General features: G+C 45.6%; 15 protein-coding genes. 10 read left to right on the top strand and 5 right to left on the bottom strand.

All coding sequences use genetic code 11. The features are described 5' to 3' along the window. Positions 1–105 precede the first annotated feature (105 nt). The 5 genes from SHAL_RS14920 to SHAL_RS14900 form a co-directional block, all read right to left on the bottom strand. Complete coding sequence (locus tag SHAL_RS14920) at positions 106–1,005, bottom strand: hypothetical protein (RefSeq protein WP_012277959.1); 900 nt, start codon at positions 1,003–1,005, stop codon at positions 106–108. Further along, on the bottom strand, positions 992–3,442 hold the full coding sequence (locus SHAL_RS14915) for a fimbria/pilus outer membrane usher protein (protein WP_012277958.1): 2,451 nt from the start codon (positions 3,440–3,442) through the stop codon (positions 992–994). The genes SHAL_RS14920 and SHAL_RS14915 overlap by 14 nt, the downstream gene beginning before the upstream one ends. Continuing rightward, positions 3,439–4,062 (bottom strand): fimbria/pilus periplasmic chaperone, encoded by a 624-nt coding sequence (locus SHAL_RS14910; protein WP_223296199.1) that lies wholly within the window; start codon positions 4,060–4,062, stop codon positions 3,439–3,441. The genes SHAL_RS14915 and SHAL_RS14910 overlap by 4 nt, the downstream gene beginning before the upstream one ends. 140 nt (positions 4,063–4,202) lie before the next feature. After that, positions 4,203–4,730: a hypothetical protein gene (locus SHAL_RS14905; protein ID WP_012277956.1), complete on the bottom strand. Its 528-nt coding sequence runs from the start codon at positions 4,728–4,730 to the stop codon at positions 4,203–4,205. A 182-nt stretch (positions 4,731–4,912) separates the two neighbouring features. Further along, positions 4,913–5,584, bottom strand: coding sequence for a helix-turn-helix transcriptional regulator (locus SHAL_RS14900; protein WP_012277955.1), 672 nt, complete (start codon positions 5,582–5,584; stop codon positions 4,913–4,915). Between the two features lie 497 nt (positions 5,585–6,081). On the opposite strand from SHAL_RS14900, the gene SHAL_RS14895 reads away from it, so the two are divergent. The 10 genes from SHAL_RS14895 to SHAL_RS14850 all read left to right on the top strand — a co-directional run bounded on the left by SHAL_RS14895 (position 6,082) and on the right by SHAL_RS14850 (position 16,857). Continuing rightward, the gene (locus SHAL_RS14895; protein ID WP_012277954.1) at positions 6,082–7,272 is read left to right on the top strand and encodes a thiolase family protein; all 1,191 of its coding nucleotides are present in this window, start codon (positions 6,082–6,084) and stop codon (positions 7,270–7,272) included. Positions 7,273–7,449: 177 nt separating this feature from the next. After that, positions 7,450–8,949, top strand: a complete 1,500-nt coding sequence (locus SHAL_RS14890) for a CoA-acylating methylmalonate-semialdehyde dehydrogenase (RefSeq protein ID WP_012277953.1) — start codon at positions 7,450–7,452, stop codon at positions 8,947–8,949. A gap of 215 nt (positions 8,950–9,164) precedes the next feature. Beyond that, positions 9,165–10,322 carry an acyl-CoA dehydrogenase family protein gene (locus tag SHAL_RS14885; RefSeq protein WP_012277952.1) on the top strand — a complete coding sequence of 386 codons (1,158 nt, stop codon included), beginning with the start codon at positions 9,165–9,167 and terminating at the stop codon, positions 10,320–10,322. 52 nt (positions 10,323–10,374) lie between these two features. Next, positions 10,375–11,184 carry an enoyl-CoA hydratase gene (locus SHAL_RS14880; protein ID WP_012277951.1) on the top strand — a complete coding sequence of 270 codons (810 nt, stop codon included), beginning with the start codon at positions 10,375–10,377 and terminating at the stop codon, positions 11,182–11,184. A gap of 29 nt (positions 11,185–11,213) precedes the next feature. Next, positions 11,214–12,386, top strand: a complete 1,173-nt coding sequence (locus SHAL_RS14875) for an enoyl-CoA hydratase/isomerase family protein (protein ID WP_049763927.1) — start codon at positions 11,214–11,216, stop codon at positions 12,384–12,386. 176 nt (positions 12,387–12,562) lie between these two features. Then, positions 12,563–13,492, top strand: coding sequence for a 3-hydroxyisobutyrate dehydrogenase (gene mmsB / locus SHAL_RS14870; RefSeq protein WP_012277949.1), 930 nt, complete (start codon positions 12,563–12,565; stop codon positions 13,490–13,492). A gap of 4 nt (positions 13,493–13,496) precedes the next feature. Then, positions 13,497–14,255, top strand: a complete 759-nt coding sequence (locus SHAL_RS14865; protein WP_012277948.1) for an SDR family oxidoreductase — start codon at positions 13,497–13,499, stop codon at positions 14,253–14,255. A gap of 12 nt (positions 14,256–14,267) precedes the next feature. After that, positions 14,268–14,372 carry a short-chain dehydrogenase gene (locus SHAL_RS14860; protein WP_398363184.1) on the top strand — a complete coding sequence of 35 codons (105 nt, stop codon included), beginning with the start codon at positions 14,268–14,270 and terminating at the stop codon, positions 14,370–14,372. 147 nt (positions 14,373–14,519) lie between these two features. Next, entirely contained in the window at positions 14,520–14,747 is a 228-nt protein-coding gene (locus SHAL_RS14855; RefSeq protein ID WP_012277946.1) for a hypothetical protein, read from the top strand. Between the two features lie 76 nt (positions 14,748–14,823). Beyond that, positions 14,824–16,857 (top strand): S9 family peptidase, encoded by a 2,034-nt coding sequence (locus SHAL_RS14850; protein WP_012277945.1) that lies wholly within the window; start codon positions 14,824–14,826, stop codon positions 16,855–16,857. Positions 16,858–16,866 lie beyond the last annotated feature (9 nt).

Below are 16,866 nucleotides of genomic sequence, written 5' to 3'. Positions count from 1 at the left end.
AATGCCAGAATACTCTAATGAGTACTGGCATTTTATGTACCTTTATTTGTAGAGACTCATCGATAGGTGATTAGCATAGAATTAAAATGCAAGAGTCATCATAAGTCATTTCGCAAACAAGTTAATTGTAATTATATCTTCATAATAACCGGCTCGGGCAAAAGGCATTGGCGTATTCTGAAACAAGATTGACATTTTTTGACCATTCAAAAGACGGTTATTAATGTTGAACTCTGCTTCGTTAAGTAAATTGACTTGTTGACCTCGAAATAGGAGTTGATAGGGAACTTTGTTTTTCTTATTGGTTAGGTTAACTAGGTAACCGTTGTTTAAAGACGACATAGATATACCGACGTAGCTATTACTTTCAATAAAAAGTGGCAACTCCTTGCGGTTCTTTTGGGTTAAATTGCCTAAATGAACCCTTATCGATGTCCCCGTTGCTGGTAACCAGCTGTCTTTGCTATTTGCAATTTTGGCTCGAACATAAGGTTCCACTTGAAAGTTAAAAGAGTAATTATTTGTCGATATGATGGTATTGATGTCGCTCTTTAGTTCAATATCCAATATGCCTTGGTATGAGCCCGGGTAAAAGTCTTTACCGCTTGGGATATAGGCCCACAGATTAATTTTCCGTTGACCTAAAACCGGTAATATATAGTTATTTCGACCAGTCGTATTAATTGACTGGCGAGATGTGTTTTTTAATTCGTACCTATGCACTGAAGTCGTTCCTCGTAGCAGAGGTTCACCCCCTTGAGGCTGTTTTATCACAATTTCTTTAACACATTGTGAAAGTGCTCTATCAAGATAAATCGTACCAGGGATCCACACCCCTCGTTGGCCTTTTTTTTCCGAAGTTGAGGATTGTGTTTTTAATTCAATATGCCAGTTACCATCACAAATAGCAGCTTCCTCTTCGGATTTTGCATGAGATAAATTAGCAAAAACAATGCAAAATATCGCCAGCATTAAGACCTCATTTTTGAAGTTATAAACTTTCATCGCAGTTCTCCTTAATACACGTGATTTTGAGTGTGCCGAGATCGATTAAATGGCTATCGACCTGCTCTATGACTAGAGAGATGGGCTGATAACTTTCACTCAAAATAGTAATGATGTACTCGCCTGGGCCTATCCCTTGGATATAGAACCGACCAGACTTATTGGTAAAGAAAGGTAAGGTTATCCCTTCACCTGTAATTGTGCCTTGCAGGTATGATATAGCCTCACCATTGCTTGCATTTAACACACCCTTGGCGGTGTATGAGCTATTTGAACCTATCATGAAGTAGTGACCAGTGGCGGCCCCAGGAGAGACTGTTAATCGGCTTTCCCCCCAGTCATAGCCAATTGGTGCATCAGGCACATTGAGGTCAACAACATTGCTAACATAAGCGACCTCTAGGGGTAGAAGGGCTCCTATCATGGAAGTACCAGAGGCTTCGTAGTTCTGCTTTTGGTCTATACCTAACATGACTTGCTGTTGTGGCAATGATGGGTGTAGCTTTGAGATAATAAATGGACCGTCTTGTGCGCGTCCCCAGCCTACTTGACCATCAACAATACCAATAGCAGTATTACCTCTGATTGAAGCCGAATAGGAGGCATCGTTATCGATACTTGCATTGCTGTTATTTCGCTCTACTTCTAATTCGACCCTAAGCCGGTTTGCAGTGTAATCGAACTGAGCATTTTGGCTATCTCGTCCGTCTTCATATTCCGCTTGTGCTCGGTAGCCAATGCTGCCGACTCTGTCGCTACTTGTTTTACTTGCCTCTAGTCGAGCGTAATTATTAGCACTATTGTAGTTAGCGGCTAGGTTCACTTTATTTTGAGTATTTGATCGCCTCCAATCCAGAGTTACAAAATACTCAATATCTGCATTTTCATAGGTGTCAGTGTCGTTATAGTTAGCGCCAGTCCCTACGGTCCAGTCACCCATTCTCCAGTTCAAAGTCATTGATAAGTTACTTTGCTCAACATCATGGGTATCTTTATAGTAAGAGCCTGAAATTGTAGTATCCCATGCGTTATTGAATATCCAGACATAGTTGGCCAAGTAGCGTTCATAGGACGTGGCTAATATGTCTTTATCCCAAGGGCTTGAAGTAAATGTATCTGAAAAATCAGCACTTAATCTAAGGTTTGGCGCATTATTAGAGTTACCTGCAACCGTGCTTTCAAATGTGAAAGATACTATATTACCCATGCCTGTATCTTCTAAATTGCTAAAAGAGACACGACTAGAAAGGTTACCCCAAGAAGTCCCTAATGTTGCCGTTGCACCTAATATTTGGCCATATTGTGCGATAGCGGCATTTGCCCCAAGGGTTAACCAAGATGACACTCCATACTCGGTAAATCCGATTACCGTCCAAGTATCTAAATATTCAACGCCATTCTCAGCATAGATAGACGGCGCACCAGCGGTAACGCCGAAATTTAACATATCTTTGTTCAGTAGTTTGTTATTGTAGAATTGGCTAAATACAAACCGTTCTGATTTTCCTGACAGATAGGTGACATTAACGATAATGTCATTCGCACCGTTGGTCATTGGTAAATTATTAAGGTTAAATCGCCCAGCCTCTTGCCGACCACTGAATATGATTTGTCCATTTACGGTAATTTCAACTTCAGCACTTTCTTTAAGGATTAACTCCTGACTATTATTAGGGCCTATTATTCTTTCTGGCTGAAGTTCTGCATAATCACTTTTTATCGATAGACCTCCCATACTGGTACCTGATAAGTGGCCTGCAACACTGGAACCTGACTCAACATCGCCCATTGCTAATCTAAATGGAGCGCTAGGTCTATCGTAAAAAGCAGTCCATTCTCCGCGAAGTAAATTTGTTTCGCTATCATTGGCTTCAAGGTGGTTTGCCAAAGTGATATTTATCCCGTTTGCGCCACCAAAGTTCATCTGCGCCAGCCAGTCAGCTGTAGAGAAGCGACTATTTGTCGTAGACTCCCAGTTTTCACTATGAGTAAAGTTAATGCTGTTCAACCAACTAAATGTGCCGCTTTGAGATGGCACAAAAGCATTAAACTGGTTATTAAAGTCAACGTCGAATTGTCCAAAAGCTTCTGGATCAATCTCAAGATCTAAGGTCAAGGTTGACGGGTTAAAGCTTAAATCTAATCCTTTTTGTGCTAAGACGGTAAGAGGTACCATCTGATTGGTGCCTTGCATGCTTACGTTACCCAGCGATAAATCCTGCCAAATATTATCGGATATGCGGGGGCCAAGTATTGATTTTAGAGAACTAAATGAAACTGATTCGACGTCAGAGCCATTTAGATTGACGGGGATAGTCCCTAACACTTGACCGTCTATTTCGAGGGGTAATGAGAAACTCATCGCATAGGTCTGTATAGGTAGAAGCAATGCTAATGACAAACTTAGCCATAGTTGCAGTGCTTTAACGTTTGTCACCGATTTTCCTTTATATCCACCTTTGCTTGACTATCTTTAGGCGAAAGTAAAGTATCAATCGCAATGTTGACCGATTCTCCTGGCACCAAATACTGTTGATTTAATAGGTGTTGAATATCCTGCCATTTCCAATTGTGATTTGCATGATCGCTTTTTACGTTAAAAGACAGCTGGGGGATAATGATAACGCCATCACCTGTGTTAGCTAACTCCATTGAAGCGGGGTGATTGTCTTGATAGGTGATGTCTGCACTCATAGTGTTAGACACATTCGTTGGTGACACAAACACTAAGGCACCAATCTGAAATAACATTTTTATGCTGCTTTCTTTCACGTCATCTTTGATAGGCAGCTGACTAAATACAACGCGATAAGATTGAGATGTATCGACTAAGTTGCCGATATACTTAACTTTGACCATCTGGGTGCTTTTAGGTGGAATAAGCACTTGCGGAGGAAATACAAAAAAATCTTCTGTTTCGGTAAGCTGTTCGAGGTTGTCATTCGCTATATGTCTTTGTCTAACAAAAACCTCTAAAGGTAAGGGTTGTTCAGTGGTGTTGTTAACTTGAAAGAACTGCTCACTTTTACTTCCTTGAGGCGAAAAAAAAGTCACCATCGGGAATAGCTCAAATGCATGTGCCATAGGTGGAAAGAGTAAAAGTATGTGTAATATGAATATAAATATCCGCATAAGTCCTCAAGTGGGGCCTAAAGGGCCCCAATTTCGATAAAATATCACTACAAAATAATGAACATCTATCTTGGATAAAGTGAAACATACATTGATGTTTTATAATCGCCAGCTTTTTCCCATCCAGTAATAACGGGTTTAATTTTTAAAACATTATTCGCACTCAAATAGCCTTCAGTGCTATTACTTACATCCATTCCTACTTCAATTGCATGACTGTTATTGGCATTGTTTTCCGCATCAATAGTGCCAGAAGTACCATTAAATGTGACTTCAAGAGGGATTACATCGATACCATTGCTGTTTTTAAATGCTTGTGCTCCAACAACTAACGTACCTTTCGAATTGTCGTTATTGCACCATGCCTGAAACTTGAATTCGCTCGCAGCTTCATAAGGTGTTTTTACATCTAGTTCAATTGAGCGATCTTGTGTTGAATGCATATAACAACGTTGTGGAATTTCGCCCGTTAGGTTTACATTAAATTGAGTTGCGCCGTTTGTGTGTTCATCAGGGTTGCTTGACCAATTATTTGCTGCCACACCAGCAGAAAAAAGTAAAGCTACTGCTACACCACCAACTAAAGTTTTCATATTATTCTCCGAAGGGTTATTAATTATTCTTGGACGAACAAAATGTATATATTTAGGGTTAATTTTTATATCGACCATTAGGCTAGTTAGTTGTCATATTAAGAACTAATTTAGACCTATTTAACGAGTGCGTAGTTAATTAACTAATTTAGACGCTTTCGATATTTAATATAAGTTTTTCTTTAATTAACTCTAGTTTGGCTATTATTTTCTGCATCCATTAACAACATGTTTATTTGACTCCTGCTGCGTTTCCCCGTTTTTAATAAAATGCTAGAAACATGGCACTTAACTGTACTGAGACTGAGGTGCAGTTGCGACGCAATATCTTTATTGCTTTTGCCATGCAAAAGATGCAAAAACACTTGTTGCTCTCGGCAGGAAAGGGTGTATTTCGCCCCTAATATGTTCACTGAGTGGTGAGTCGTTCCAGCCGAACTGACCAGATGTTTTAGGGTCTGTGACATGGCTTCTCGGCTGAACCATAACTGGCCTGATACAATGGTACGCAGCGCTCTTGGAAGCATTTCTAGGGTAAAAGGTAAGATGATTAAGCCAGAGAAACCAAGCGCAATAGTTCCCGCTACACTCTGTTCATCAATCGAATCGCCATTGACTATCAGCCATTTACCTCCTCGTTCAGAGGGAGAGATACACAATGATGATGGGTTTCCAAGGCTCGATTTATCAAACACCACTAAGGTGTCTTGTGGTAATTCCCATAGCCTTTCAACGGATGTTTCAATCTTAAATGAGTAGCATTCAAATGTGGTGGCAAGGCTGGCAACTGCAACCTCTGCCCATGGTGTATTTCCAGACACAATAAATACGGTCTGTCTTTTAAGGCTTTTCACTTATCAGTCCTTGATGTTGAGTTCTGCTGCTGACTCGTATTAATTGTTATCACTGAGCTACTGCTTTCTCAATTAGCAAACTAACAGTTAGCAACTTCCTTTTGCATTTATATCATTATTTAACAATGTTGTATAAAGTATTTATTTATTTATTGATTGGTTGAGGTTTAATCATTTTCTGTCGCAGCTTTCTGTTCCTCCTTCATTTCAGAGTTTCAATATCGAGTTACCACGCGTTAATTTATTGCTCTTGAGTTTGCGCCTTTGTGTAAATCCTTTGTGACATCTCAACCCTAAACTTTGGTATAAATTTGACCAATAAGCGCTTGCTTTACGTTCGCGTAAACGTCAGAGTGGTGAATGTTGAGCAAGATCACACTTATGTTAGCTAGGCGATAGCCTGAGAACAGTCAATAAGCAAAGTTGCTGAACCCTACAGCGAGAGCGGCTTTGGACTACTTCTAATAAAGGTTAACTAGCATATTACCGGAGTTACTATGAGTTCAGTTCAGTCAAACCAAGATATTGTTATTGTTGCGGCAAAGCGCACCCCAATGGGGGGATTTCAAGGTGCATTGTCCACTGTGGCCTCACCAACATTAGCAGCAACGGCGATTAAGGGCTTGATGCAACAAACAGATCTTGCAGGCGAACAGATCGACGAAGTCTTGATGGGTTGTGTACTGCCGGCAGGCTTAGGTCAGGCGCCAGCAAGGCAAGCCACATTAGGCGCTGAGTTGCCACTATCGGTAGCTGCAACCACGGTTAATAAGGTGTGTGGCTCGGGAATGAAAACCGTGATGCTAGCTCATGATTTAATTAAAGCGGGTAGTGCAAATATTGTGATTGCCGGTGGTATGGAAAGCATGAGCCAAGCGCCTTACTTGTTAGATAAGGCCCGCAGTGGCATGCGCATGGGACATGGCAAGGTGATGGATCATATGTTCCTCGACGGTCTCGAAGATGCCTACACTGGCGGCGCCATGGGGACATTTGCACAAGACACCGCCAACGACTTTAAACTAACCCGTGAGCAGATGGACAGTTTTGCATTGAGCTCACTCGAAAAAGCCAATGCCGCTATCGAATCGGGAGCATTTAGCGATGAGATCACCCCTGTCACCGTGTCGAATCGCCGCGGTGATACCGTAGTCGATACCGATGAGCAACCCGGTAATGCGCGCCCAGATAAAATTCCTACCCTGCGACCAGCCTTTGCTAAAAACGGCACGATTACCGCCGCCAACTCAAGCTCAATCTCCGATGGCGCAGCCGCACTGATGCTAATGAGCCGCGAGCAAGCAAATGACTTAGGGCTTGATGTGCTAGCCACCATTAAAGGTCACGCCACCCACGCGCAAGAGCCGTCGATGTTTACCACCGCGCCAGTGGCGGCTATGAATAAGCTGCTCGAAAAAGTGAGCTGGAGTAAGGATGAGGTGGACCTTTATGAGATCAACGAAGCCTTCGCCATGGTGACCATGTTGGCTATTTCCGAGCTTGGACTCGACGCCAACAAGGTTAATGTTAATGGTGGCGCCTGCGCGCTTGGGCATCCCATTGGCTGCTCGGGCGCACGTTTACTCGTCACCTTGATTTATGCCCTAAAAGCCCGCGGTCTTAAGCGCGGCGTGGCATCACTTTGTATTGGCGGTGGTGAAGCAACAGCGATGGCGATTGAGCTATAAGCCTCCTTGGTAAAGATAAATGCAAGACAAACCACAGTATTCAACAAGACAGGATTGAACTTAGGACCATGGCCTTAACAGCAGTTTTGCTGTTAAGGCCAATATAAAAATCTGGCCAAGTTTAATCATCATTTTGCAATAGCCCTTAACACTGGCATTGCCAAAGTAGGAAGCGATATGACAACTCAAGTGAAGCATTACATCGATGGCGAATGGGTATTAGGCCAAGGCGAAAAGCAGATAGCGGTAACCAACCCTGCTAATAACGAAACCATTGCAGTGGTCAATGCCGCGGTCGATGCCGAAGTCTTAACGGCCGTTGCCAGCGCAAAACAGGCCTTTCAAAGTTGGAAAGAGGTGCCTGTATCTGAGCGCGCTCGCGTCATGCTGAGATACCAGCACCTATTAAAGGAGCACCATGATGAAATCGCAACGATTCTTGCCCAAGAAACCGGTAAGACATTCGATGATGCCAAGGGCGATGTTTGGCGCGGTATCGAAGTTGCCGAGCATGCTTGTAATATCGCCTCGATGATGATGGGTGAGACCGTTGAAAATGTCGCTCGCTCCATCGACACCTACAGCTACACCCAGCCACTTGGCGTATGTGCGGGTATTACCCCATTTAACTTCCCTGCGATGATCCCATTGTGGATGTTCCCTCTAGCGATTGCTTGCGGTAACACTTTTATCTTAAAGCCGTCTGAGCAAGACCCTATGACGCCGCAGCGCCTGATTGAACTTTTTGAAGAGGCGGGCGCGCCCAAAGGTGTAGTACAGCTGGTTCATGGTGATAAAACCGCAGTGGATATCCTGCTGACCCATCCTGATATTAAAGCCATCTCATTTGTTGGCTCGGTGAATGTCGGCCAATACATCTATAAAACCGGTACCGATAACCTAAAGCGTGTACAGGCCTTTGCTGGCGCGAAAAACCACTGCGTTATCATGCCTGATGCCAACAAACAGCAGGTGATCAATAACTTGGTCGGCGCCTCTGTTGGCGCTGCGGGTCAACGCTGTATGGCGCTATCAGTTGCAGTATTTGTTGGCGCGGCGAAAGAGTGGATCCCAGAGCTTAAAGAGGCGATTGCTAAGGTAAAACCTGGTCTTTGGAACGATAAAGATGCTGCCTATGGCCCTGTGATCAGCCCTGCTGCTAAGCAGCGCATTGTTGGCTTAATTGCTAAAGGTAAACAAGAGGGGGCAGATTGCCTACTCGATGGCACAGACTTTACTGTTGAGGGTTATGAGTCGGGCAACTGGGTGGGACCGACCATGTTCGATAAGGTCACGACCGATATGAGCATCTACCAAGAGGAGATCTTCGGTCCGGTATTGTGCTGCATGAATGCAGAGACTTTAGAGGAGGCAATTGCGATTGTGAACGACAGCCCATACGGCAACGGTACCTCAATCTTTACCGCCAGTGGCGCTGCTGCGCGTAAATACCAGCATGAAATAGAGGTGGGGCAGGTGGGGATTAACGTGCCAATTCCTGTGCCGCTACCTTTCTTCTCATTTACTGGCTGGAAAGGCAGCTTCTATGGCGATCAGCACGCTTATGGTAAGCAAGCGGTGCGTTTTTATACCGAGACGAAAACCATCACTGCCCGTTGGTTTGAGTCCGATATTGCAGTGGCCTCGGCGCCCAATATGACGATCGAGCTTAAGTAATACATGAGACAGATTACGCTCCGGTAACCTCTTTGAAAATGGACGTTGTTGGAGTGCAAAACTAAATCGCCAAACTTATTCAACAAACAAATAGAGGTCAGCAGCAATAGATGCCTGCTTAAGACCCATAGCCTCATCGCTTGATGGTGCAGACCTAGGACCTAGGACCTAGGACCTAGAGCAGAGGCAATAGACAGGACAACAGGAGTACTCAGATGGATTTCAACCTGAATGAAGACCAACGTCAATTTAGCGATCTTGCGCAGCAGTTTGCTGCAGAAGAGTTAGCGCCGTTTGCCGCCAAGTGGGATGAAGAGCACCACTTCCCAAAAGATGTGATCCAAAAGGCGGGAGAGCTAGGTTTTTGCTCGCTGTATTCGCCAGAGTCAGAAGGGGGAATGGGACTGTCGCGTTTAGATTCATCGATTATTTTTGAGCAGCTGTCTATGGGCTGCACTGCGACCACTGCCATGCTCACAATTCATAATATGGCGACTTGGATGGTGACCAGTTTTGGCGCTGAAACGCTGCGCCAAGAGTGGTCTGAGTCACTGACCACAGGTGAAAAGTTAGCATCATATTGCTTAACAGAACCTGGGGCGGGCAGTGATGCAGCTGCGCTGCAGACCAAGGCGGTACGTGATGGTGATGAGTATGTGATTTCAGGCTCAAAAGTCTTTATCTCTGGAGCGGGAGCCACCGAGTTGTTAGTGGTGATGTGCCGCACCGGAGGCGCTGGACCTAAAGGCATTTCTGCGATTGCGGTTCCTGCCGATGCAGCAGGCATTATCTACGGCAAGGCGGAAGATAAGATGGGCTGGAACGCTCAGCCAACCCGTGAAATCACCTTTGAAAATGTGCGTGTTCCCGCCTCTTACTTATTAGGTGAAGAAGGCCAAGGCTTTACCTTCGCCATGAAGGGACTCGATGGCGGGCGCATCAATATTGCCACCTGTTCAATTGGTACCGCTCAAGCGGCGCTTGAGCGAGCGACGCAATATATGAATGAGCGTAAGCAGTTCGGTAAGCCTTTGGCGGCATTTCAGGCGCTGCAGTTTAAGCTGGCCGATATGGCGACCGAGCTGGTAGCTGCCCGCCAGTTAGTGCGTCTAGCCGCTTTTAAACTCGATCAACAAGATCCAGAAGCCACCGCATACTGCGCCATGGCAAAACGCTTTGCCACCGATATCGGATTCCAGGTATGTGACGCGGCGCTGCAAATTCATGGCGGCTATGGTTACATTCGAGAGTACCCACTAGAGCGCCATGTGCGTGATGTGCGAGTACACCAAATATTAGAGGGAACCAACGAAATCATGCGATTGATTATCTCTCGCCGTTTATTGGATGAAAACGCGGGCGCGATTCTCTAGGCCGCCTAGCATCAGCTTTAAATTGATTTCAGTTTTATAAAAGGAGTTATCTATGTCTCAGGAGAATGCCAGCACGTTAGCGACAGAGAAATCGCTATTAATCGAACAGATTGTTGGTCACACCGCAGTGATCAGCATGAACAATCCGCCAGCCAATACTTGGACTGCCCAGAGCCTGCAGGAGCTAAAGCAAAAAGTACTAGCCCTCAATGAAAACAAAGAGGTTTACGCCTTGGTGATCACAGCTGAAGGCGATAAGTTTTTCTCGGCGGGTGCAGATCTAAAATTGTTTGCCGACGGTGATAAGCAAAATGCCGCCGATATGGCGCGATATTTTGGTGAAGCCTTTGAAACATTAAGTACCTTTCACGGCGTCTCTATCGCGGCGATTAATGGTTACGCCATGGGCGGCGGCTTAGAAGTTGCGCTAGCTTGTGATTTGCGTATTTGTGAAGAGCAGGCGCAAATGGCACTGCCGGAGGCAACCGTTGGCCTGCTGCCCTGTGCGGGCGGCACCCAAAACTTAACCGCGCTGGTGGGCGAAGGCTGGGCTAAACGCATGATTTTATGTGGTGAGCGTATTAATGCAGAAAAGGCCGAGAAGATTGGCCTAGTCGAAGAGGTGGTTGTACAGGGAAATGCCTTTAATGCCGCCATGGCGCTGGCTGAAAAAGTGGCGAACCAGAGTCCAAGCAGTGTTAAGGCGTGTAAGCAGCTGGTTCAAGCTGGACGCAGCATGCCAAGATCTCAGGTGCTGCCATTAGAGAGAGAGTATTTTGCTAACCTTTTCGATACCGAAGATCAGGCTGAAGGGGTAAGTGCCTTCTTAAACAAGCGCAAAGCGAACTGGAAGAACGGCTAATGAGGGGAGCTAACTTGGATGGTGCAGCTATGAACGGTGCAGTTATAGGTAGTGAGCTCGAGCTGCAACAAGTGTTGTTTAGCACACTGGCAACCGACTCTGGTAAGCAAATTGGGGTAGCGACTCTTAACATCGAAAAGGCCCTCAATGCGCTGAACCTTAATATGGTGCAGGCGTTAACCGCTCAGCTCACTGCGTGGCGTCATGATGACAATATCGTTGCCGTGGTGCTCGATGGCGCGGGTGAAAAAGCCTTTTGTGCCGGTGGTGATGTGCGCGCTATTTATCAAGCATCGGTGCAAACACCGGGCGAGGTAACCGCTGCGGCAACCGAGTTTTTTAAGCAGGAGTACGAGCTAGACTATCTACTGCATAGCTTTGGTAAACCCGTCGTTGTTTGGGGCGATGGCATCGTCATGGGGGGCGGACTAGGTTTGATGATAGGTGCGAGCCACCGCATCGTCACCGAGCGTTCGCGTATCGCCATGCCAGAGGTGACGATTGGTTTATATCCTGATGTGGGCGGCAGTTATTTCCTCAATCGCATGCCTGGTAAAAGTGGTCTATTTTTGGGGATGACAGCCTATAACATGAGTGGCGCCGATGCATTATATGTGGGCATAGGTAACCACTACCTTAACGTTGATGATAAAAGCGCACTGTTTGATCAACTTGCGATGTTGCCATGGAGCGACAATTCTGATGACAATCATCATGTGTTAAATGGCGCTCTTAGCGACATGAGCGCGGCTTGTAAAACGCCGATGGCTGCGAGTCAGCTTAAGCAAAACCAGTTATTAATTGATGAGTTGATGATAGGAACGCTCGATGAGATCATCTCTCGTGTAAGCTGTTTAGATGAGCAAATCGGTGCGCAGCATCCTTGGTTAGCGAAAGCGATTAAGACTCTATTAGCAGGCAGTCCAATCAGCTTAAGTCTGGTGCATCTGCAATCAAAGTTGAGTGAAGTGCTGGGTAGAGAACCGAGCTTAGCTGAGTGTTTTAAGTTAGAGCTTGGCTTAAGCGTTAATTGCTGCGCCAAGGCGGATTTTGCCGAAGGAGTACGGGCGCTGCTTATCGATAAAGACCGTAATCCACAGTGGCGCTTTACTGATGTTGCATCGATCCCACCGGGCTATGCACAAGACTTGCTGCAATCGCCTTGGGATGATGAAAGTCATCCGCTTAAGGCTATGCACTAGCTGGTGCATTAAAAGAAACGAGCTAACGGTTAGCCGAGGCGATAGCTTTTTTAAATTAGCTTATTAACAAGAGCGAGTTCATCAGCTTTAACAGAAGATAAACGCGAGCGGTGAGTCATATTGGCCGCTAAAGGGATTAAGTCGCAAACACTCACAAAAGTGAGCCGGAGCAAATAATGAGTACTGTTGCATTTATTGGTTTAGGAAACATGGGCGGCCCAATGGCGGCCAATCTGATTAAGGCGGGTTTTACCGTTAAAGTATTTGATCTGGTGCCCGCGGCGATGCAGACATTAGCCGAGCAAGGCGCGCTTACTGCAACAAGTGCCTGCGGCGCAGCAGCGGGTGCCGACATAGTGGTAACCATGTTACCTGCGGGTAAGCATGTGCGTAGTCTTTATGTGACTAATGCTACAAGCAGCGATGCAACAAAAGGGCTTATTGATGTAGTCGCACCGGGAACTTTACTTATCGACTGCTCAACCATAGATGCAGACAGTGCGCGCTTTGTGGCAGAGCAAGCGGCCAGCAAGGGCTTAGAGTTTATCGATGCGCCGGTATCTGGCGGCACAGCAGGGGCCGCTGCGGGCACGTTAACCTTTATTTGTGGCGGTAGTGATAACGCTTTTGAACAGGCACAAGGTGTATTAAATGCTATGGGGGGGAATATCTTCCACGCAGGCGGTCCCGGTGCTGGGCAAGTGGCTAAAATATGTAATAATATGCTGCTTTCGGTCTTAATGGTTGCCACATCAGAGTCATTGCAGATGGGAGTCGATCATGGTCTCGACCCAAAAGTGCTTTCCGATATTATGAAAGTCAGCAGTGGTGGTAATTGGACGTTAGAGAAATACAATCCTTGTCCAGATGTGATGGAGTCGGTTCCATCTTCAAACGGTTACCAAGGCGGCTTTATGGTCGACTTGATGGTGAAGGATTTAGGACTATCTCAAGAGGCGGCGCTGTTATCAAATTCAAGCACGCCAATGGGCGCATTAGCGCGTAGTCTCTATGTGAATCATGCGAAACAAGGTAACGGTAAGCGAGATTTTTCGAGTATTTTTGAGCTGTTTGCTCAGTCAGAACAGATAAAAAACAAAGGGTGACCCAATGGATTTAAAAGATAAGGTTGTTGTTATTACTGGTGGTGCAGGTGGACTAGGTTACGCCATGGCGGAGAATTTAGCGGCTGCAGGTGCCAAGCTAGCACTTATCGACGTTGACCAAGAAAAGTTGGAAAAAGCCTGTGCCAACATAGGTGCAACCACTGAAGTTCAAGGTTATGCCGTAGACATCACCGATGAAGAAGATGTATTTGCCACTTTTCAATTCATTAAAGAAGACTTTGGCCGAGTTAACGTATTGATCAATAATGCAGGTATTTTGCGTGATGGTCTTTTGCTTAAAGCTAAAGAAGGTCAAGTATTTGAGCGTATGTCATTTGAACAATTCCAGTCGGTGATTAACGTTAACCTAACGGGTTCATTCTTGTGCGGCCGTGAAGCGGCTGCGGCAATGATTGAAACTGAGCAAGAAGGGGTGATTATCAACATCTCTAGCCTTGCGAAAGCGGGTAACGTGGGTCAGACAAATTACGCAGCATCGAAAGCGGGCGTAGCGGCGATGAGTGTGGGTTGGGCTAAAGAGCTTGCTCGCTACAATATCCGCAGCGCAGCAGTGGCGCCAGGTGTGATTGAAACTGAAATGACCGCGGCCATGAAGCCTGAAGCGCTAGAGCGTTTAGAGAAAATGGTACCAGTAGGGCGTTTAGGTCAAGCTGAAGAGATCGCATCGACAGTACGTTTTATCATAGAAAATGATTATGTGAACGGCCGCGTATTTGAAATCGATGGTGGCATTCGCTTGTAAGTTTAGGTGTTGGTGCAAGAGATCGCATCGACAGTACGCTCTATCATAGAAAATGATCATGTAAACGGCTGGGTGAACGGCCGTGTATTTGAAGTCGATGGTGGCATTCGCTTGTAAGTACAGGCTGCAAATGAAAAATAACGGGCTTAGGCCCGTTTTTTTATGGCCGCGATTTATGATACCAAAATAGGCCGCCCCCCCATTTGAACATTAGCTAAGCTATAGGTCATAATAGTCTCATAATAAAAGAAATATGAGAGCAAAATGGATAAGCTAGAAAGAGCGACGAAATTGATGATGTTAGTTGTAGGTTGCGTCGGGCTACTGGTGATCTATTTTGGTTTTTTTTATCTGTTATTTACAGGTAAAAGCACAGCGGCAATCCCTTGGTATATCTTGTTGTCGCCTTGGGTATGTATCTATTTTGGCTTAAGCCAGCGCAAACAGTTAGGCGTTATTCGATGGTTTGTGAGTAAATGGACCCGAAAGTGAGTCGTTTGCTTGATGCATCGTTATTCTGTTAACAGAGTTAACTTGAGTTTTTAGGGACGCAATTTTTAGGTATAAAATGACAACTTTTAAAACGACATTGTTAGCTCTCGTCGGCTTATTTACTCTAATTGGCTGTGATAATGCATCTAAAAGGAGCGAAGTCATCACTACGGAACCCGCCATTGAAGGGAGCCGTGTAGCCGAATATGGCAGCTGGGCGTCTCCGGTAACGCCTGAAGATGTGTATGATCTCACAGATGATATCACTGATGTACGTGCAACATCTCAGGGTATTTATTTTGTTCAATCTAATGCCGACAATGAAGATAAAAAAGGGGTATATCGGTTAGAGCTCGATGGCACAGCCAGTAAAGTGGTATCGTCAAATTTCGATATCCGTAGCCGTGTCCATGAGTATGGTGGCTCGCCCTTTGTCGCTATCGGCAGTAGTCTATTTGCAACTAAGTTTTCAGATCAAATATTATATCGTATCGCACCGAATCAAGCGCCTTTTCCGTTAACTCCTAATGGCACTCGCCACGCAGGCTGTATCTCAAACCCTAAGGCATCACGACTCATCTGTGTCCGTGAAGATCATCGCGGCAAAGGTGAGCCTGTAAATAGCTTAGTCGGTATCAACTTAAGCTATGCCGATGAAGGTAATACGTTGATCTCTGGAGCGGACTTTTATTCAAAACCCGTGCTATCACCCGACCAAAGTCAACTGGCTTGGGTATCTTGGAACCACCCAAACATGCCATGGGACCAAACCCAGCTTTGGATTGCCGATCTGGATTCAAAAGGGGTCATTGTTAATCCAAGACAAATTAATACTGAGCTGAAAGGGTCGATTACCCAGCCGTTATTTAGCCCGACAGGCCAGCTCTACTTTATTGCAGACTTTAATAACTGGTGGAATATCTATCGGTTAGATGTTCAGCTTGAGACTGAAATGGTGTTAGAAAAGCAAGCCGAGTTTGCGGTTGCCGACTGGAAAATGGGGCAAAGTAGCTATGCTTTTGAAAACGAACACAGCTTAATAGCCAGTTTTAGCCACGAAGGGGTGGCTCAGCTCATTCGTATCGACACCTTAAGTGGTATTGTTGAACCTATAGCAGTTGATTTTGCAGAGATAGCCCACGTCACTCAGAGTGAAAATGAAGTGCTATTTGTCGGTGGCAAAGAGACACCTGAGAAGGGTATTTATAAAGTGCAGGGCCGCTTCGCACAGCTTGTTTATGCGCCTAAACTGCCGGTGATGGATCCTAACTTTATCTCAAGGGCGCAGAGCTTGAGCTTTAAAACAGGCGATAATCAGACCGCCTATGGCTACCTGTATCAGCCTAAGAATCCTAACTTTCAAGGGCCGAAAGATCATGAACCGCCATTGGTGATGATGATGCATCCTGGTCCTACAGCTAAAGCAAGCCGCGCCTTTAGACGGGATATCCAATATTGGACGAGCCGAGGCTTTGCGGTATTTGATGTGAATTATCGCGGCAGTACTGGTTTTGGGCGGGACTATCGCAACAGCCTCTACGGTAATTGGGGCAAGTCAGATGTCGAAGATGCGGTGCGAGCCGCTGGCTTCTTGGTAAACAGTGGTCATGTCGATGGGCGCAAACTGGCGATAAGAGGTAACCGTGCTGGTGGCTTTACCGCACTGTCAGCGGTGGCCTTTTACAGTACCTTCGGTGCCGGAGTGAGTTATTCTGGGATCAGCGACATGGAAGAGTTTAAGCGTCACTCCCATAAGTTTGAGTCGCACTATTTAATGCGATTGCTCGGCAATATGGACAATTATCATCGCCGCTCTGCCATGTCTAACATTAAAGGCTTGAATGAACCTTTACTGCTTATTCAAGGGGTGAATGACTCGCTTATTCCTGCCGAGCAGTCGTTGATAATTTATCAGGCGGTAAAGCGCAAAGGTGTTCCTGTTGCCTATCTTGAGTTTAATGAAGACGCGGCAAATAGGGTTTCAGCCAAGAGCAAGAAGCTGGCGCTGGAAGCCGAGCTTTCGTTCTATGGCCAGATCTTTGGCTTTACTCCTGCAGGCAGCTTGCCGGCTTTGGCGATAGAGAATATCGACAATCTACGCCGCAGATAAGTTGCGGGC

Source organism: Shewanella halifaxensis HAW-EB4 (assembly GCF_000019185.1).
GTDB classification, from domain to species: Bacteria; Pseudomonadota; Gammaproteobacteria; order Enterobacterales; family Shewanellaceae; genus Shewanella; species Shewanella halifaxensis.
This window is presented reverse-complemented; position numbering and strand designations above follow the sequence as displayed.